Source organism: Bacillus sp. NPDC077027, assembly GCF_050269555.1.
In the GTDB taxonomy this organism is placed as follows: domain Bacteria; phylum Bacillota; class Bacilli; order Bacillales; family Bacillaceae; genus Bacillus.
Genome location: NZ_JBNNIO010000003.1, coordinates 623562 through 641045 on the forward strand (window position 1 = coordinate 623562; position 17484 = coordinate 641045).

19 protein-coding genes are annotated in these 17484 nt (G+C 40.0%); all 19 read left to right on the forward strand.

Annotated features, from left to right (window positions below; translation table 11 throughout):
• Positions 1-13: 13 nt before the first annotated feature.
• The 19 genes from fabD to sucC all read left to right on the forward strand — a co-directional run bounded on the left by fabD (position 14) and on the right by sucC (position 17476).
• Positions 14-958, forward strand: coding sequence for an ACP S-malonyltransferase (gene fabD / locus ACQKEZ_RS13640; protein WP_427301566.1), 945 nt, complete (start codon positions 14-16; stop codon positions 956-958).
• Positions 958-1701 carry a 3-oxoacyl-[acyl-carrier-protein] reductase gene (fabG, locus tag ACQKEZ_RS13645; RefSeq protein ID WP_427301568.1) on the forward strand — a complete coding sequence of 248 codons (744 nt, stop codon included), beginning with the start codon at positions 958-960 and terminating at the stop codon, positions 1699-1701. Before fabD ends, fabG begins: the two co-directional genes overlap by 1 nt.
• Positions 1702-1781: 80 nt before the next feature.
• A complete protein-coding gene (gene acpP, locus ACQKEZ_RS13650; RefSeq protein ID WP_427301570.1) occupies positions 1782-2015 on the forward strand; it encodes an acyl carrier protein in 234 nt (77 codons plus the stop codon).
• Between the two features lie 191 nt (positions 2016-2206).
• Entirely contained in the window at positions 2207-2956 is a 750-nt protein-coding gene (gene rnc / locus ACQKEZ_RS13655) for a ribonuclease III (RefSeq protein ID WP_427301572.1), read from the forward strand.
• A 106-nt stretch (positions 2957-3062) separates the two neighbouring features.
• Complete coding sequence (gene smc, locus ACQKEZ_RS13660) at positions 3063-6620, forward strand: chromosome segregation protein SMC (protein WP_427301574.1); 3558 nt, start codon at positions 3063-3065, stop codon at positions 6618-6620.
• Between the two features lie 25 nt (positions 6621-6645).
• Entirely contained in the window at positions 6646-7635 is a 990-nt protein-coding gene (ftsY, locus tag ACQKEZ_RS13665) for a signal recognition particle-docking protein FtsY (RefSeq protein ID WP_427301576.1), read from the forward strand.
• Between the two features lie 145 nt (positions 7636-7780).
• Positions 7781-8113, forward strand: a complete 333-nt coding sequence (locus tag ACQKEZ_RS13670) for a putative DNA-binding protein (protein WP_427301578.1) — start codon at positions 7781-7783, stop codon at positions 8111-8113.
• A gap of 13 nt (positions 8114-8126) precedes the next feature.
• Positions 8127-9467, forward strand: coding sequence for a signal recognition particle protein (ffh, locus tag ACQKEZ_RS13675; protein ID WP_427301580.1), 1341 nt, complete (start codon positions 8127-8129; stop codon positions 9465-9467).
• 105 nt (positions 9468-9572) lie between these two features.
• Positions 9573-9845, forward strand: a complete 273-nt coding sequence (rpsP, locus tag ACQKEZ_RS13680) for a 30S ribosomal protein S16 (RefSeq protein WP_427301582.1) — start codon at positions 9573-9575, stop codon at positions 9843-9845.
• Positions 9845-10090: a KH domain-containing protein gene (locus tag ACQKEZ_RS13685; protein WP_427301583.1), complete on the forward strand. Its 246-nt coding sequence runs from the start codon at positions 9845-9847 to the stop codon at positions 10088-10090. Before rpsP ends, ACQKEZ_RS13685 begins: the two co-directional genes overlap by 1 nt.
• A 102-nt stretch (positions 10091-10192) precedes the next feature.
• Entirely contained in the window at positions 10193-10579 is a 387-nt protein-coding gene (locus ACQKEZ_RS13690) for a YlqD family protein (protein ID WP_427301585.1), read from the forward strand.
• Between the two features lie 8 nt (positions 10580-10587).
• Positions 10588-11112 carry a ribosome maturation factor RimM gene (gene rimM, locus ACQKEZ_RS13695; protein WP_427301587.1) on the forward strand — a complete coding sequence of 175 codons (525 nt, stop codon included), beginning with the start codon at positions 10588-10590 and terminating at the stop codon, positions 11110-11112.
• Entirely contained in the window at positions 11109-11843 is a 735-nt protein-coding gene (gene trmD / locus ACQKEZ_RS13700; protein WP_427301588.1) for a tRNA (guanosine(37)-N1)-methyltransferase TrmD, read from the forward strand. Before rimM ends, trmD begins: the two co-directional genes overlap by 4 nt.
• A 137-nt stretch (positions 11844-11980) precedes the next feature.
• Entirely contained in the window at positions 11981-12328 is a 348-nt protein-coding gene (rplS, locus tag ACQKEZ_RS13705; RefSeq protein ID WP_427301590.1) for a 50S ribosomal protein L19, read from the forward strand.
• 85 nt (positions 12329-12413) lie between these two features.
• Positions 12414-13262 carry a ribosome biogenesis GTPase YlqF gene (gene ylqF, locus ACQKEZ_RS13710; RefSeq protein ID WP_427301592.1) on the forward strand — a complete coding sequence of 283 codons (849 nt, stop codon included), beginning with the start codon at positions 12414-12416 and terminating at the stop codon, positions 13260-13262.
• A gap of 72 nt (positions 13263-13334) precedes the next feature.
• A complete protein-coding gene (locus tag ACQKEZ_RS13715; protein ID WP_427301593.1) occupies positions 13335-14105 on the forward strand; it encodes a ribonuclease HII in 771 nt (256 codons plus the stop codon).
• Positions 14106-14127: 22 nt separating this feature from the next.
• Positions 14128-15867, forward strand: a complete 1740-nt coding sequence (locus tag ACQKEZ_RS13720; RefSeq protein WP_427301595.1) for a glycosyltransferase — start codon at positions 14128-14130, stop codon at positions 15865-15867.
• Entirely contained in the window at positions 15864-16139 is a 276-nt protein-coding gene (locus ACQKEZ_RS13725; protein WP_427301597.1) for a FlhB-like flagellar biosynthesis protein, read from the forward strand. Before ACQKEZ_RS13720 ends, ACQKEZ_RS13725 begins: the two co-directional genes overlap by 4 nt.
• Positions 16140-16315: 176 nt before the next feature.
• Positions 16316-17476 carry an ADP-forming succinate--CoA ligase subunit beta gene (gene sucC, locus ACQKEZ_RS13730; RefSeq protein ID WP_427301599.1) on the forward strand — a complete coding sequence of 387 codons (1161 nt, stop codon included), beginning with the start codon at positions 16316-16318 and terminating at the stop codon, positions 17474-17476.
• The last annotated feature ends 8 nt before the right edge of the window (positions 17477-17484 follow it).

The following is a 17484-nucleotide window of genomic DNA, read 5'->3' on the forward strand; positions in this document are numbered from 1 at the left end:
GGAGGTAAACAGCATGGGTAAAATCGCATTTTTATTCCCTGGTCAAGGCTCTCAAAAGATTGGAATGGGAAAGGATTTATTTGATCAGGAGATCACTTCTAAAGCGGTGTTTGAAGAAGCAAATCAAACACTTGGTCTGGATCTTTCAACTATGATTTTTGAAGGCGATGCAAATGAATTAACACTTACTTATAATGCGCAGCCAGCTCTTTTAACAACAAGTATTGCAATCTTGAAAAAATTTGAGGAAAGCGGCATTCAAGCAGACTATGCAGCAGGACATAGCCTCGGAGAGTATACCGCTTTAGTTGCCGCCGGTGCGCTTTCTTTTAAAGATGCAGTCTATTCTGTCAGAAAACGTGGAGAATTAATGAATGAAGCCGTTCCCGCTGGTGAAGGAGCAATGGCAGCGATTTTAGGCTTGGATCAAGAAGCTCTTCTTGACGTTACAAACGAAGTGACAGAAAGTGGTCACCTTGTTGGACTGGCAAATCTGAACTGTCCTGGACAAATTGTTATTTCTGGTACAGCAAAGGGCGTTGAGCTTGCTTCTGAAAAGGCAAAAGAAAAAGGTGCGAAGCGTGCCATTCCACTCGAAGTGAGTGGACCTTTTCATTCGGCACTGATGAAACCAGCAGCAGTAAAATTTGAGGATGTATTGGCAAAAATCAATATTGAAGATGCGAAAACACCAATTATCTCAAATGTGACAGCTGATGTGTTAACAGACCATAAAGAAATTCAAACGAAATTAATCGAACAACTGTATTCACCTGTTCGATTTGAAGAAAGTGTTGAACGTCTCATTGATTTAGGTGTGACGACATTCATTGAAATCGGGCCTGGCAAAGTTCTTTCTGGACTTGTGAAAAAAGTCAATCGACGTTTAACAACCATTGCCGTTTCAGATAAAGAAACCATCGAAGCAGCGATTCAAACAATAAAGGGGGAACAGTAATGCTTTCAAATAAAACAGCGATCGTTACTGGAGCATCTCGTGGCATCGGAAGAGCTATTGCAATGGATCTAGCGAAAAACGGTGCAAATGTTGTGGTGAATTATTCTGGAAATGAAGCCAAAGCAAACGAAGTAGTTGATGAAATTAAAGCACTTGGACAAAAGGCTTTTGCACTTAAAGCGGATGTGTCCAATGCAGAAGAAGTACAAGCTTTAATGAAGGAAACAGTTCATACATTCGGTTCTATTGACATCTTAGTGAATAATGCAGGGATCACAAGAGACAATCTGTTGATGAGAATGAAAGAAAATGAATGGGATGATGTCATTAACATAAACTTAAAGGGTGTCTTTAACTGCACAAAAGCAGTGACTCGCCAAATGATGAAACAAAAAAACGGAAGAATCATCAATGTTGCTTCTGTTGTTGGCATATGTGGTAACCCTGGACAAGCCAACTATGTCGCTGCAAAAGCAGGAGTCATCGGGCTCACAAAAACAACAGCAAAAGAACTTGCTAGCCGAAATATTACCGTAAATGCTGTAGCCCCTGGTTTTATTTCTACAGATATGACAGACAAGCTAGCAGAGAATGTTCAAACAGAAATGCTAAAACAAATTCCACTCGCACGCTTTGGCGCACCTGAAGATATTAGCAGTGTTGTCATGTTTTTAGCTTCAGAAAAAGCGGGTTATATTACAGGTCAAACCATTCAAGTTGATGGTGGAATGGTCATGTCCTAAGAAATATCAAAATTTCATGCTGTTTTCTCTAGTTTTTTAAAAACGAATCAACTATAATACTTGAGGGGAGGTGAAAGGCAATGGCAGACGTATTAGAGCGTGTAACAAAAATTATTATAGACCGCCTTGGCGTTGATGAGGCTGACGTGAAAATGGAAGCTTCATTTAAAGAAGATTTAGGCGCTGATTCCCTAGATGTAGTTGAGCTAGTTATGGAACTTGAAGATGAGTTCGATATGGAAATTTCTGACGAAGATGCTGAAAAAATTGCAACAGTCGGTGACGCTGTGAACTACATAAATAAACAGCAATAAGTGTAAAAAAGTCCCGTCTACTCGAGACGGGACTTTGAAAATTTATGTTAGTTTCATCGAAGTCTACCGGATGAATGGTCAGCCTTTTTCAGATGCTGGGAGCATGGGTTTCCCCGCATGTAGAAAGAGAGATTCTTCCATGATGATGAAAGAGTAAGTTTAAAGGCGAATAAGCCTAACTGGAGGTTGTTATGCCAAGACATTCGCACTATAAAGACAAACATAAACACAACAAAAAACTAGAGCAGTTCAAAGATTTTCAACAGCGTATTTCAGTACACTTTAAAAACGAAAAACTCCTTTATCAAGCATTTACACATTCTTCATATGTAAATGAACATCGCAAAAAGCCATATGAAGACAATGAACGTCTTGAATTTTTGGGAGATGCTGTACTTGAATTGACCATTTCTCAATTTTTATTTGCCAAATATCCAGCTATGAGTGAGGGAGATTTGACAAAATTAAGAGCTGCCATCGTGTGTGAGCCATCACTTGTTTCACTTGCTCACGAACTTTCCTTTGGTGACCTTGTCCTATTAGGGAAAGGGGAAGAAATGACAGGCGGAAGGAAACGTCCCGCACTTTTAGCTGATGTATTTGAAGCATTTATTGGTGCGCTTTATCTAGATCAGGGACTCGAGCCAGTCGAATATTTCTTAGAAAAATTCGTTTATCCGAAAATCAATGACGGGGCTTTCTCTCATGTGATGGACTTTAAAAGCCAGCTCCAAGAATTCGTTCAACGAGATGGTAAGGGTGTTCTTGAGTATCGGATTCTTCATGAAAAAGGACCTGCTCATAATCGTGAATTTGAAGCAGATGTCTCACTACGAGGCGAAGTGCTCGGGATTGGAAATGGACGGTCTAAAAAAGAAGCAGAACAGCATGCTGCACAGGAAGCACTTGCTAAGTTGCAGAAACACCATATGAGTCAATAAAATCCCCCTTGTCAGTTTAGGGGGATTTCACTCTGTTTTCGGTCATCTTTTGTCATATCATATGGTAAGATGATAGTACTTTAAATACATAAGGAGGATCACTCTCATGTTCCTCAAACGTTTAGACGTGATAGGATTTAAATCATTTGCACAACGAGTGACCGTCGATTTTGTTAAAGGGGTTACAGCTGTTGTTGGACCGAATGGAAGCGGTAAGAGTAATATTACAGATGCAATTCGCTGGGTATTAGGTGAGCAATCTGCCAAAAGCCTTCGCGGAGGGAAAATGGAAGATATCATTTTTGCAGGAAGTGACTCTAGAAAACGAGTGAATCTTGCTGAGGTGACTTTAACGCTCGATAACGAGGATCACTTTTTGCCGATTGACTTCCACGAAGTCAGTGTCACAAGAAGGGTTTATCGTTCTGGTGAAAGCGAATTTCTGATTAATAATCAATCCGTTCGTTTAAAGGATATCATTGACCTTTTCATGGATTCAGGACTCGGCAAAGAAGCATTTTCGATTATTAGTCAAGGGAAAGTAGAAGAGATTTTATCAAGTAAGGCAGAAGAGAGAAGAAGCATTTTTGAAGAAGCCGCAGGCGTGTTGAAATATAAAACAAGAAAGAAAAAAGCAGAGAACAAACTGTTTGAAACACAGGATAATTTAAATAGAGTAGAAGATATTCTTCATGAACTCGAGGATCAAGTAGAGCCGCTTAAAATCCAAGCGTCTATCGCAAAAGATTATTTAGCCAAAAAAGAAGAGCTTGAAAACGTTGAAATCGCACTAACAGTGCATGATATAGAAGAACTGAATGAAAAGTGGACGAGCCTTGGTAGAACTGTTGATCAGTTAAAGAATGATGAACTGAGACAAGCAACAGACATTCAGACGAAGGAAGCAAAGATCGAAGAGGCAAGAGATAAAATTCAGGCACTCGATGAATCGATTGATGATCTTCAGCAAGTTTTGCTTTTCACAAGTGAAGAATTAGAAAAGCTTGAAGGGAAAAAAGAAGTCCTAAAAGAACGCAAAAAAAATGCTGCAGCCAACCAAGGGCAACTAGAAGAAACGGTGGTCCGTTTATCTAATAAACAACAAACATTGAATAAAAAGATTGCCCTGCAGCAAATCACGCGTGACCGCTTGCGAGAAGAAGTGCAAAGGTTAAAGGATGAAGTCAAAGCTGCTCAGCATCAGCTCACTCTTCATAGCGAGGATGTTGAAGGTCAAATTGAACAACTGAAAAGCGATTATTTCGATTTATTAAATGAACAAGCTTCGATTCGCAATGAACGAAAGCTACTTCAAGATCAAGAGAAGCAGGCAACCGTACAATTGGATCGCTTGACTCTAAATAATCAGAAACATATCGAAGAACGTGAGGCAGTTCAAGAGAACAAAGAAGCGTGTGAACAAGATATCTCAAAGGTAGAAGAAGAGATTTTGGATCAAGTCAAACGTTTCAGAGACAGAGAACAAAAACTTGAGCACATGAAACGCCAATACGACAAGAAAGAATCTGCTTTATACCAAGCGTACCAATATGTTCAACAGGCAAAATCGAAAAAAGAGATGCTTGAATCCATGCAGGAAGATTTTGCGGGCTTTTTCCAAGGTGTCAAAGAAGTATTAAAGGCAAAGAACAAGCTTGAAGGGATTCATGGTGCGATTGCAGAGCTCATTACCACACATCAGCAATATGAGACAGCGATTGAAATAGCCTTAGGTGGAGCTGCCCAGCACATTGTGACTGAAAACGAGGCTTCAGCACGTATGGCCATTGGCTATTTGAAACAGCACTCCTTTGGACGAGCGACATTTTTACCAAGGGCAGTCATTAAAGAGCGAACAGTTCAACATCGAGATGTTGAAACGGCCGTTCGACATGAATCATTTATCGGTGTTGCAAGTGAGCTAGTTTCATATGACATCACCTATCAAAATGTGATTCGAAATTTACTCGGTACTGTCTTGATTGTCAAGGAATTAAAAGGAGCCAATGAATTAGCGAAGCTACTTGGTCATCGTTACCGGATTGTGACACTTGATGGAGATATCGTGAATCCTGGAGGCTCGATGACAGGAGGCGGCGTCAAAAAAAAGAACAATTCGCTTATTTCAAGGAATAGAGAGATCGAAACGATTACAAAGCAGCTCACACAAATGGAAGAGAAAACGTCTATTCTGGAAAAAGAAACGAAAGACATCAAACAATCCATTTCAGAAGCAGAAGTCCACTTGAATGATCTTCGCCAAAATGGAGAAGCTCTAAGAGAAAAGCAGCAAGAACTTAGAGGGAAGCTCTATGAACTGCAAGTGGCAGAAAAAAATATCAATTCACACCTTGAATTATATGATCAAGAAAAAGAAGAACTAGGTATACGCGCCAATGAGTCAGCACAGAAGGACAAGGAACTGCTTATTTTAGAAGTGTCAATTGCTGACAAGCTCACAAACCTTGATCAAGAAATAGAAACACTCACTAAACGTAAACAGACACAAAGCACTACGAAAGAAGCGATTACTTCTGAATTAACAGAGCTCAAAGTCAACCTTGCGAAAAAAGAGCAATCCCTTGCGAACGAACAGGAAAAACTGTCTGCTTTAACAGACGAACTACAAGAGGCAGAACAGGCACTTGTTGAAATAAAAGAGGATTTGTCACTTTTAAATAGTGAAATGAACTCTAGCTCAAGTGGTGCAGAGCAGCTTGAAGAAGCGGCGAAAGAAAAGTTGCATGACAAAAATAAAACGACTGAGCTGATCTCAGCTAGACGGAAGCAACGTATGGAGCTTTCGGAAGGCTTAGAATTTGCTGAAAGAGAATTAAAAGAACAAAAACGTTTGTATAAGCAATTAACAACAAGTTTAAAAGATGAGGAAATTAAGCTTGGACGTATGGAAGTAGAGCTTGATAATCTTATTGCCTACCTCAGAGAAGAGTATGCTCTCTCGTTCGAGGGAGCGAAAGAAATGCATCAGTTGAGTTTTGAACCAGATGAAGCGAGAAAACGAGTAAAACTCATCAAGTTAGCCATTGAAGAACTAGGAACGGTCAATCTTGGAAGCATCGACGAATTCGAAAGGGTCAACGAACGATTTCTCTTCTTAACAGAACAACGCGATGATCTGACTGAGGCGAAAAACACCTTATTTCAAGTGATTGATGAGATGGATCAGGAAATGACAAAACGATTTTCTGAAACGTTCTCTCAAATTCGAATGCACTTTGAAACAGTCTTCCAAGCATTGTTTGGTGGTGGAAGAGCTGACCTTCGTCTCACAGAACCAAACGATCTTCTGAACTCAGGTGTCGAAATCGTTGCACAGCCTCCAGGGAAGAAACTTCAAAACCTCAGCTTACTTTCAGGCGGGGAGAGGGCATTAACAGCGATTGCACTACTGTTCTCGATATTAAAAGTGCGACCAGTCCCATTTTGTGTGCTTGATGAAGTTGAAGCGGCACTTGATGAAGCTAACGTGTTCCGTTTCGCACAGTATTTAAAGAAGTATAGCGAGGAAACACAATTTATTGTCATTACACACCGTAAAGGAACGATGGAAGAGGCGGATGTACTATATGGTGTCACCATGCAGGAATCAGGTGTATCTAAACTCGTATCAGTTAAATTAGAAGATACGAAAGAGCTTGTTTAGTAATTAGAGGAGGTTTTTTGATTCTATGAGCTTTTTTAAAAAACTGAAAGACAAATTTACTCAGCAAACAGACTCAGTTTCCGAGAAGTTTAAAGACGGTCTTGAAAAAACAAGAAACTCATTTCAAGGAAGAGTGAACGACCTTATTTCTCGCTATCGAAAAGTCGATGAGGACTTTTTTGAGGAGCTAGAAGAAGTATTGATCGGAGCGGATGTTGGTTTTACAACCGTTATGGAGCTGATTGACGAACTAAAAAAAGAAGTGAAGCTAAGAAACATCCAAGACCCAAAAGAAGTTCAATCGGTCATTTCTGAAAAACTCGTTGAAATTTATCATAGTGGCGAGGAACAAATATCGGAGTTAAATATACAAGAAGGTCGCCTAAATGTGATTTTATTTGTGGGTGTAAACGGCGTTGGGAAAACAACAACGATCGGAAAGCTTGCGAGTAAACTGAAAAATGAAGGGAAATCAGTCGTCTTAGCTGCTGGCGATACTTTCCGTGCAGGTGCAATTGAACAGCTTGAAGTATGGGGAGAGCGTTCAGGTGTTCCTGTTGTGAAGCAAACAGCAGGCTCTGACCCTGCAGCTGTAATTTTTGATGCAGTCCAATCTGCCAAGGCCAAATATGCAGATGTTCTCATTTGTGATACGGCAGGAAGACTTCAAAATAAAGTCAACTTAATGAAAGAGCTAGAAAAGGTAAAGCGTGTAATCGAACGTGAAATACCTGAAGCGCCACACGAAGTGCTCTTAGCCCTTGATGCGACAACAGGACAAAATGCGATGGCACAAGCCAAAGAATTTTCTAAAGCAACAAATGTGACTGGTATTGCCCTTACGAAGCTTGATGGAACAGCAAAAGGCGGTATTGTTCTTGCGATTCGCAATGAATTGAACATTCCAGTAAAGCTCGTTGGTCTCGGTGAAAAAGTAGATGACTTGCAGAAATTTGATGCCGAATCATACGTATATGGATTATTTTCGGATTTAATTGATAAAGAAGAAGACTAAAAGAAAAAATGTCGGCACAATTGCTGGCATTTTTTCTTTGCAAATCACGGCATGAAGTGACAAGATAAAAACTTGACACGATCAAAATAAGCATGTAAACTTAGTTTGTGTAAAGGGAATAAGCTTAACAAAGGAGAGAGAGCTCATGTCGCTTGAAAAAACAACGAGAATGAACTACTTGTTTGACTTTTATCAATCGTTGTTGACCGCAAAACAAAAAAGCTACATGTCGCTTTACTACCTAGATGATTTTTCCCTCGGTGAAATTGCGGATGAATATGAAGTATCTAGACAGGCTGTTTATGATAATATTAAACGGACTGAAGCGATGCTTGAACAATATGAAGAAAAGCTGCTCTTGTTTAAGAAATTTAAAGAGCGTAAAGACATTCTCAAACAAATGAGAGAGCTTTTAGCTGAAACCCGACAAAAGGAAGAAGCAGAAGCTTTAATTGAATCGCTTGAGAAATTAGATTAGGAGGCGGCATAGTATGGCATTTGAAGGATTAGCCGACCGACTGCAGCAGACGATTTCAAAAATCCGCGGCAAAGGAAAAGTATCAGAGCAAGATGTAAAAGAAATGATGCGTGAAGTTCGGCTTGCACTTCTTGAGGCTGATGTAAATTTCAAAGTCGTTAAAGACTTTGTGAAAAAGGTCAGCGAACGAGCAGTTGGGCAAGAAGTGATGAAGAGCCTTACCCCAGGACAACAGGTCATAAAGGTTGTAAAAGAAGAATTGACAGAATTGATGGGTGGAGAAGAGAGTAAGATCGCAGTAGCGAAAAAATCTCCGACAGTCATCATGATGGTTGGTCTTCAAGGGGCAGGTAAAACGACAACAACTGGTAAGCTCGCCAATTTACTTCGCAAAAAGCATAACCGCAAACCACTGATGGTCGCGGCGGATATTTACAGACCGGCAGCGATCCAACAGCTTCAAACGCTTGGGAAACAGCTTGATATGCCTGTTTTTTCTCTCGGTGATCAAGTGAGTCCAGTAGAAATTGCCAAACAGGCAATTGAAAAAGCGAAAGAAGAACATCATGATTATGTGATCTTGGATACAGCTGGACGGCTCCATATTGATCATGAATTGATGGATGAGCTACAGAAAGTGAAAGAAGTGGCAAATCCAGAGGAAATATTCCTTGTCGTTGACTCAATGACAGGTCAAGATGCTGTCAATGTAGCTAAAAGCTTTAACGAACAGCTTGGTTTAACAGGCGTTGTTCTCACAAAGCTTGATGGTGACACACGAGGTGGGGCAGCACTTTCTATTCGAGCTGTAACAAACACGCCAATCAAGTTTGCCGCACTAGGAGAAAAGCTCGATGCGCTTGAATCGTTCCATCCAGAACGAATGGCATCAAGAATTCTTGGCATGGGCGATGTGCTGACGCTGATTGAAAAAGCGCAAGCAAACGTTGACCAAGATAAAGCAAAAGAGCTTGAGAAAAAAATGCGGACCATGAGTTTCACGCTTGATGATTTCCTTGAGCAGCTCGGTCAAGTTCGTAATATGGGTCCACTTGATGAATTGATTCAAATGATGCCGGGTGCCGGTAAAATAAAAGGGCTCAAAAACGTCCAAGTCGATGAAAAACAGCTCAATCACATTGAAGCGATCATTAAATCAATGACCACAAAAGAAAAAGAGCAACCAGAGGTCATCAATGCAAGCCGCAGAAAAAGGATTGCAAAAGGTAGCGGAACATCTGTACAAGAAGTCAATCGCCTCTTAAAGCAATTTGACGAAATGAAAAAGATGATGAAGCAAATGACGAACATGACCAAAGGAAAGAAAAAAGGCTTTAAATTACCATTTATGTAATTGGTTATACATGATAAAACCGTTGTTAAGAAAAAACACTTTACAAACCCTTTTATCATTGTTAATATACTATCTTGTTGAAATATTTTCGGAGGTGCTAGTAAAATGGCAGTAAAAATTCGTTTAAAACGTATGGGAGCAAAAAAATCTCCTTTCTATCGTATTGTTGTAGCAGATTCTCGTTCACCACGTGATGGTCGTTTCATCGAAACAGTTGGAACTTACAACCCAGTTGTATCACCAGCTGAGGTGAAAATCAACGAAGAATTAGTGCTTAAATGGCTTCAAAATGGTGCGAAACCATCTGATACAGTTCGCAACCTTTTCTCTAGCCAAGGAATTCTTGAAAAATTTCATAATGCGAAAAACAGCAAATAATGAATGAACTGTCCTTGGAAGAATTGATTGTATCCATCGTCGAGCCGCTCGTTGATTATCCAGAAGATATTAACGTATCTTCTGCCAAAAAAGATGAGCAAGTGATTTATACACTGTCTGTCAATGCAGAAGATACTGGTAAAGTCATCGGAAAGCAGGGACGAACAGCAAAAGCGATACGGACAGTCATTTTTGCAGCAGGTGCAGAATCTTCTAAGAAAGTTCAACTTGAGATTGCTGACTAAAAAAGGGAGAGGGCATAGGACCTCCCCTTTTTTTACACGTTTAAATCTATTTTTTGTTATATTCTAAAAGAAAATGCCTTCAGATAGGGGGACAAAGGAAAGATGCAGATCATTCAACATGTCACCGTTATGCAAGTATTAACTGAAAGCAGCAAGGACAAACTGTTAACGACTTTTATGCAAAAAAAAGAAAGACTAGAACGTGAATGCAATCAATTATATTTCCAATTGAAAAAACATGAAAAAGAACCGCAGCAGCAAGATGTCATTTCCCAATTTCAAAAAGCGATTGAGAAACGACAAGAGAAAATAAGCAATATTGATTTTCAAATTCAGCAGCTCAACACATTGCCGCTTGGAAGTGAAATCAAAGAAACAGAAGTTGATGCATTAATAGATATTCAGATAGGTGACCGGTGGGGCGACAAGACGCATGAACACGTCATCGTGGTCAAAGACGGCACTGTTGTTGAAATACGTCAGGGGTGATACAAAAGATGCAACAAGATTGGTTAAATGTTGGGAAAATCGTTAATACTCATGGAGTTCGTGGTGAAGTGAGGATCATTTCAAAAACGGATTTTCCAGAAGAACGTTATAAAATAGGGAACACACTATACCTTTTTAAAAAAGGACAGGACATGCCAACCAAAGTGACTGTTTCATCGCATAGACAGCACAAACAGTTTGACCTTTTAACTTTTGAAGAAATCGAATCTTTAAATGAGGCGGAACAATTGAAAGAAGCTATCCTAAAGGTCGAAAAAGAAAATCTCGGTTCATTAGATGAGGGCGAATTTTATTTTCATGAGATCATTGGGTGTGATGTATATGATGAAAACGAAACACTCATCGGGCGTATTAAGGAAATTCTGACTCCAGGGGCAAATGATGTGTGGGTTGTTGCTAGAAAAGGCAAAAAAGATGTACTTATTCCTTATATCCCCTCGGTTGTTAAAACCATTGATATCGAAAATAAAGCCATTCACGTTGAAGTCATGGAAGGACTTATTGACGAATGAAAATAGATTTTCTTACACTGTTTCCAGAAATGTTTGATGGCGTCCTTCATTCATCGATCTTAAAAAAAGCGCAAGAAAAACAAGCTGTCGAATTCAATGTCGTAAACTTTAGAGATTATTCGGATCATAAGCACAAAACAGTCGATGATTATCCATATGGCGGCGGTGCAGGTATGGTGTTAAAAGCACAACCGGTATTTGATGCTGTGGCTGATTTAAAAGCAGAGGCTGACAGAGAGCCCCGCATTATCCTCGTTTGTCCACAAGGTGAAAGATACACACAAAAAAAAGCAGAAGAGCTTTCAAAAGAGGAGCACCTCATGTTTATTTGTGGTCACTACGAAGGGTATGATGAGCGCATCAGGGAACATCTTGTCACAGATGAAATCTCAATCGGGGATTTTGTCCTCACAGGCGGAGAACTGCCAGCGATGATGATTGCTGACAGTGTGGTCAGGCTATTGCCTCATGTGCTTGGAAAAGAAGAATCCCACATCGAAGATTCATTTAGTACAGGACTGCTAGAGCATCCACATTATACAAGACCAGCTGACTATAAGGGAATGAAAGTACCAGAGGTGCTACTTTCCGGCAATCATGCAAAAATTGAAGAGTGGCGACGTAAAGAATCATTGAGAAGAACCTATGTCAGAAGGCCAGATTTAATTGAATCGTGCCAAACATTAAACGATGAAGAAAAAAGATGGCTATGGCAGCTTCATAATGACTAGATTGTATTGCACACTGTTCTTAGGTGTGATATGATACTACTTGTGACTTGGACGGCATGCCGTTTCAAGTTTGAAAACGATGTTCCGCTGCAAATGGAAAGAAGGACAAGAGCATCTGTTGGAAGGAGTTGAAAACGATGCAAAAATTGATTGAAGAAATCACAAAAGAACAATTACGCACTGATCTTCCTGCGTTCCGTCCTGGTGACACTTTACGTGTACACGTAAAAGTTGTTGAGGGTACTCGTGAGCGTATCCAGCTCTTTGAAGGTGTTGTAATTAAGCGTCGTGGTGGTGGAATCAGCGAAACTTTCACAGTTCGTAAGATTTCTTACGGTGTAGGCGTTGAGCGTACATTCCCTGTACACACACCAAAAATCGCTAAGATCGAAGTTGTACGTTACGGTAAAGTCCGTCGTGCGAAACTTTACTACTTACGTGAACTTCGCGGTAAAGCGGCTCGTATCAAAGAAATCAGACGATAATGATATCAAAGGAAAGAGCTTGTTACCCGTAACAGGCTCTTTTTTTGTATAGTGTATAGAAATCATCGAGAAAGAAGGTGCGAATATGACGATTCAGTGGTTTCCAGGCCATATGGCAAAAGCAAGACGTCAGGTCACAGAAAAATTAAAGCTGATTGATATTGTATTTGAACTAACAGATGCGAGAATTCCCATGTCATCAAGAAACCCGATGATTGAGGAAATCCTGCAAAATAAACCAAAAATCATGTTATTAAATAAAGCAGATAAAGCAGATCTACATGTGACAAAAGAGTGGCAGGCACATTTTGAACGTCAGGGCGTGCGTGCACTGGCAATTAACTCTGTAGATGGACAAGGTTTAAATCAAATTATTGCGGCCTCAAAAGATATTTTAAAGGAAAAATTTGATCGAATGAAGGCGAAAGGGGTAAAACCTCGTGCGATTCGTGCCCTTATTATCGGCATTCCCAATGTCGGCAAATCGACGCTGATCAACCGCCTTGCGAAAAGAAATATTGCTAAGACTGGGGACAGACCTGGAGTGACGACTTCGCAGCAGTGGGTCAAAGTAGGTAAGGAGCTTGAATTGCTGGATACACCGGGAATTTTATGGCCGAAATTTGAGGATGAGCAAGTCGGTTTAAAGCTTGCCGTAACGGGTGCCATCAAAGATTCTATTATCAATTTGCAAGATGTGGCTGTATTTGCTCTGCGGTTTTTAGAGCAGCATTATCCAGAACGATTGAAAAAGCGATATGAGCTCACAGACATTCCAGACGATATAGCAGAGCTATTTGATGCCATCGGAACAAGAAGGGGCTGTCTCATGAGCGGGGGGCTTATCAACTACGATAAAACGACAGAACTCATTATTAGAGATATTCGAACTGAGAAGTTCGGTCCCTTATCATTTGAGAAGCCTATAAGCTAAAAGACACGCAGCTCATGCGGGTCTTTATTTTTTGTGAAAAACAGCCGATATAAATGGGGGGCCGATTCATACATGTATAACGTAAAGCAAGTCAAAGAGCTAATCGAACAAAACGAACATGATGAAATGTTCATTTCTGACCTTGTCAAAGAAGATACAAGAAAAAGCGTCCAACAACTTTTTGAAAAGTGGCAGAAAAAAAGAGCCAAGGAGCAAGAGCTAAAAGTGAAATGGGACGAGATGCTTGCTTATGAGAAAAAAGCGAAGACAAATGGCTTCACCATTATTGCGGGGATTGATGAAGCTGGCAGAGGTCCACTAGCCGGCCCTGTTGTTGCCGCTTCGGTCATATTAAAAGAAAATAGGACATTACTCGGCCTGAATGATTCAAAGCAATTATCTGAGAAAAAACGGATAGAATTTTATCATTTGATTCAAGACGAAGCACTAGATATCGGGATCGGCATTGTTGATGCAGACACAATTGATGAAATAAATATCTATGAAGCATCAAGACTGGCGATGGTGAGAGCAGTGCAACATTTAACACATACACCTGATTATCTTCTCGTGGATGCTATGACACTTCCGATAGAGTGTCAGCAGGAGAAGATAATAAAAGGAGATGCGAAAAGTGTATCTATTGCCGCTGCTTCATGTATTGCAAAAGTCACAAGAGACAGAATGATGGAAGACTATGCACGTAAATATCCCGAGTATCAATTCGAGAAACATAAAGGATATGGTACAAAGGAGCATTTGGCAGCAATAAAAAAACATGGTCTCACACCTATTCACCGGACATCGTTCGCCCCAATCCGATCCGAGATCTCATCAACTTGAGAAAAAAGGAGGCTACCTGATCATGACAAGACTTGAAGACATACATACAGCACTGAAGAGCCGCTTAAACACTTTAGAATCCGCACCTTTAAATGGAGAGGGAAAAGAAAATATCCATCGACTCGTTATTGGGAAGGTGCTGAAGATGCTTGGAGAAGATACAGCACTTGTTCAGATAGGTGCGACAAAAATGAAAGCGCAGCTCGCAGCTCAATTAAAAGCCGATTCTTTTTACTGGTTTGCATTTGAACAAGGGGAAGCAGGCGGTCTCAATAAACTTCGTCCAGTTCAGCAATTTGATCAAGATCCCAAAACGTTAAAAGATGCAGCGGTAAAATTGATAGAGGGTTTATCGCTAAAAAACGGGCTTGAAACGATTTTAACAGCGACAGCATTTTTAAAAGAAAAAGCTTCCATTAGTGAAGTTGATTTGAAAACAGCTGTCAAATGGATCGAACAGCTTCCATCAACTGATGTTAAAAAAGGACTACAGGCACTCCTTTTTGCCCTGAAAAAAGATTTGCCCATTCAACAAGGTGTACTACAGTCCATTTTAGCGGTTAAATCACCTTCTGCCCTGCATCAAGATATGGCAACACTGCTAACTAGCCTAGAGCAGCTTCCGAAGCAAACAGAGGCAACCCAGCAGCTTACCCAAGCGATAAAAGCTGTTGTACAAGCAGAACCAACTGTACATGCAGATAAATTACTATCACTACTCCTTGCTTCTAGAGAGGGAATAAAGCAATCTGCCGATGCCGTGATGAATAGTGGGATAAAACCGTCTCAGCAGGCGGAAAATGCGCTACTCTTGTCTGATCGAAGTACCCAGCAAGTGAATCAAGATACGACGCTTAGTCAACCCATACAAGGGAATACAGTGCAAAAGCTAGACAGCATCCCTGGGAGCAAAATTGAGCACATGCTGACGACCTTTTCACAAAAAGCAGATACGACTCAAACGACACTGGTAAAGCAGGTTACAACATTGATTCAAGCTTTACAACAGGCTGGTTCAAATATAGAATCGCAAGCATCAGCGCTTCAAAAGGAATTCCCATTCCTAACAAAAGAAGAAGCAAGAACACTCGCTCAAACAATCAAACAAATTGAACCTAATCTCTCAAATAAAACCGACGTGCTAGATTTGATTATGACCATAAAAAAAGCGATGGGTGTGAGAGATGAATTAGGAATGATTAAACTCCTTGAAAAAGGAAACCAAGACATCAAAAATCAAGATCTTCATCAGCTGAAATTGGTGTTGAATGATGCGAAAAATGCGGATCTTCCAGAGCAAGTGAAGAGGGATGTTGACCAAGTGTTTCATCGGTTAAATGGCCAATTATTCATCCAACAAGAAAATCAAACGGTTAACCAAATGGTTGTGTCTTATCCACTTTTTTCAAAGCATAGTGTGCAAGATTTAACCTTCATGCTGAAGGGGCATAAGAACAAAGATGGTACAATTGATCTCTCTCAGTGCCGATTAATGTTCTACTTAAATATGGAAAATTTAGATGAAACGCTCATAGATTGTACCATTCAAAAAAAGGTTATGGCGATTACAGTAGAGACTGATTTTGAACTGCAAGGAACCATTAATCCTATGATTCCGACTGTCAGGGAAAATTTAAATGAACTGGGCTACAGTTTAACGGGTATTACAGCGAAAAAGAGAAAAGAGCAAGTAGATCCATCGCAATTTTTGGATGAACACTTTCATAAAATCAGCGAGAGAGGGCTGGACATGCGAGTATGAAGGATTCAAAACCGCTGAGAAGAGCGGTCGCTTTGCATTATGACGAAGAAAAACAAAAGTCACCAAAAGTGATCGCAACTGGAACTGGACTTGTTGCAGATAATATTATCGAAGAAGCTAAAAAATCAGGTGTTCCCATTCAAGAAGATCCGAATTTAGTTGAGCTGATGAGGCACTTAACCTTAGATGAGGAAATCCCAGAAGCTTTATATGATACTGTAGCAGAAATTTTTTCGTTTATCTACAAATTGGATAAAAAGATGAAAAAATAAGGAAAAACAAGAATTTGACAGAAAAATTTATATTTTTAATAAAATAAAAGTTTGAATGTTTAGAAGGATTTCACGATTTTACATAGAACCCTAGACATTCTCTTTTTTATTCTTTAAAATGAAAGCGCAGTCTATTTTATTAATTCTTGTTTCTACATATGTTGGGAGGATGGGAAATGAATATCCATGAGTACCAAGGGAAAGAAATCCTAAGAAAATATGGGGTTTCAGTTCCAAATGGTAAAGTAGCATTTACACCTGATGAAGCAGTAAAAGCATCAGAAGAGCTAGAAAGCTCTGTTTATGTCGTAAAAGCACAAATTCATGCAGGTGGCCGTGGTAAAGCAGGCGGGGTAAAAATTGCAAAAACAAAAGATGAAGTGAAAGAGTTTGCAGAGGAATTGCTCGGCAAAACACTTATCACTCATCAAACAGGGCCTGAGGGACGCGAAATAAAACGCTTACTTATTGAAGAAGGCTGCGATATTAAAAAGGAATACTATGTTGGACTTGTATTAGACAGAGCAACGTCAAGAATTGTATTGATGGCGTCCGAAGAAGGCGGAACTGAAATTGAAGAAGTGGCAGAAAAAACGCCAGAAAAAATCGTCAAAGTCATCATTGATCCAGCGATTGGCCTTCAAGCTTATCAAGCAAGAGAAGTTGCTTTTAAAATCAATATTCCAACAAAACTAGTCGGACAGGCAGTTAAATTTATGGCAGGTCTGTACAAAGCGTTTGTAGAAAAAGATTGCTCTATTGCAGAGATCAACCCACTTGTTGTAACAGGTGATGGTAAAGTCATGGCGCTTGATGCAAAAATGAATTTTGACAGCAATGCATTATATAGACAAAAAGATATATTAGAATACCGTGATCTTGATGAAGAGGATCCGAAGGAAATAGAGGCATCGAAATATGATCTTAGCTACATTTCACTAGATGGTAATATTGGTTGTATGGTAAATGGAGCAGGACTTGCAATGTCTACAATGGATATCATCAAGCATTACGGCGGAGACCCTGCCAACTTCCTTGATGTAGGTGGCGGTGCAACAGCTGAAAAAGTAACGGAAGCATTTAAAATCATCTTATCTGATCAAAATGTAAAAGGGATTTTCGTTAACATTTTTGGCGGCATCATGAAATGCGATGTTATCGCAGAAGGTGTAGTTGAAGCAACAAAACAAGTTGGTTTAACGTTACCGCTCGTTGTACGTCTGGAAGGAACAAATGTTGAATTAGGGAAGAAAATCCTTAGTGAATCAGGCTTAAATATCACTTCTGCTGAGTCAATGGCTGACGGCGCAGAAAAGATTGTATCTTTAGTGAAGTAGAGCAGAAA

What these genes read in the sequence shown, in the direction of transcription:
- fabD (WP_427301566.1), top strand. Translation starts at nt 14, where the DNA reads ATGGGTAAAATCGCATTTTTATTCCCTGGTCAAGGCTCTCAAAAGATT.
- fabG (WP_427301568.1), top strand. Translation starts at nt 958, where the DNA reads ATGCTTTCAAATAAAACAGCGATCGTTACTGGAGCATCTCGTGGCATC.
- acpP (WP_427301570.1), top strand. Translation starts at nt 1,782, where the DNA reads ATGGCAGACGTATTAGAGCGTGTAACAAAAATTATTATAGACCGCCTT.
- rnc (WP_427301572.1), top strand. Translation starts at nt 2,207, where the DNA reads ATGCCAAGACATTCGCACTATAAAGACAAACATAAACACAACAAAAAA.
- smc (WP_427301574.1), top strand. Translation starts at nt 3,063, where the DNA reads ATGTTCCTCAAACGTTTAGACGTGATAGGATTTAAATCATTTGCACAA.
- ftsY (WP_427301576.1), top strand. Translation starts at nt 6,646, where the DNA reads ATGAGCTTTTTTAAAAAACTGAAAGACAAATTTACTCAGCAAACAGAC.
- ACQKEZ_RS13670 (WP_427301578.1), top strand. Translation starts at nt 7,781, where the DNA reads ATGTCGCTTGAAAAAACAACGAGAATGAACTACTTGTTTGACTTTTAT.
- ffh (WP_427301580.1), top strand. Translation starts at nt 8,127, where the DNA reads ATGGCATTTGAAGGATTAGCCGACCGACTGCAGCAGACGATTTCAAAA.
- rpsP (WP_427301582.1), top strand. Translation starts at nt 9,573, where the DNA reads ATGGCAGTAAAAATTCGTTTAAAACGTATGGGAGCAAAAAAATCTCCT.
- ACQKEZ_RS13685 (WP_427301583.1), top strand. Translation starts at nt 9,845, where the DNA reads ATGAATGAACTGTCCTTGGAAGAATTGATTGTATCCATCGTCGAGCCG.
- ACQKEZ_RS13690 (WP_427301585.1), top strand. Translation starts at nt 10,193, where the DNA reads ATGCAGATCATTCAACATGTCACCGTTATGCAAGTATTAACTGAAAGC.
- rimM (WP_427301587.1), top strand. Translation starts at nt 10,588, where the DNA reads ATGCAACAAGATTGGTTAAATGTTGGGAAAATCGTTAATACTCATGGA.
- trmD (WP_427301588.1), top strand. Translation starts at nt 11,109, where the DNA reads ATGAAAATAGATTTTCTTACACTGTTTCCAGAAATGTTTGATGGCGTC.
- rplS (WP_427301590.1), top strand. Translation starts at nt 11,981, where the DNA reads ATGCAAAAATTGATTGAAGAAATCACAAAAGAACAATTACGCACTGAT.
- ylqF (WP_427301592.1), top strand. Translation starts at nt 12,414, where the DNA reads ATGACGATTCAGTGGTTTCCAGGCCATATGGCAAAAGCAAGACGTCAG.
- ACQKEZ_RS13715 (WP_427301593.1), top strand. Translation starts at nt 13,335, where the DNA reads ATGTATAACGTAAAGCAAGTCAAAGAGCTAATCGAACAAAACGAACAT.
- ACQKEZ_RS13720 (WP_427301595.1), top strand. Translation starts at nt 14,128, where the DNA reads ATGACAAGACTTGAAGACATACATACAGCACTGAAGAGCCGCTTAAAC.
- ACQKEZ_RS13725 (WP_427301597.1), top strand. Translation starts at nt 15,864, where the DNA reads ATGAAGGATTCAAAACCGCTGAGAAGAGCGGTCGCTTTGCATTATGAC.
- sucC (WP_427301599.1), top strand. Translation starts at nt 16,316, where the DNA reads ATGAATATCCATGAGTACCAAGGGAAAGAAATCCTAAGAAAATATGGG.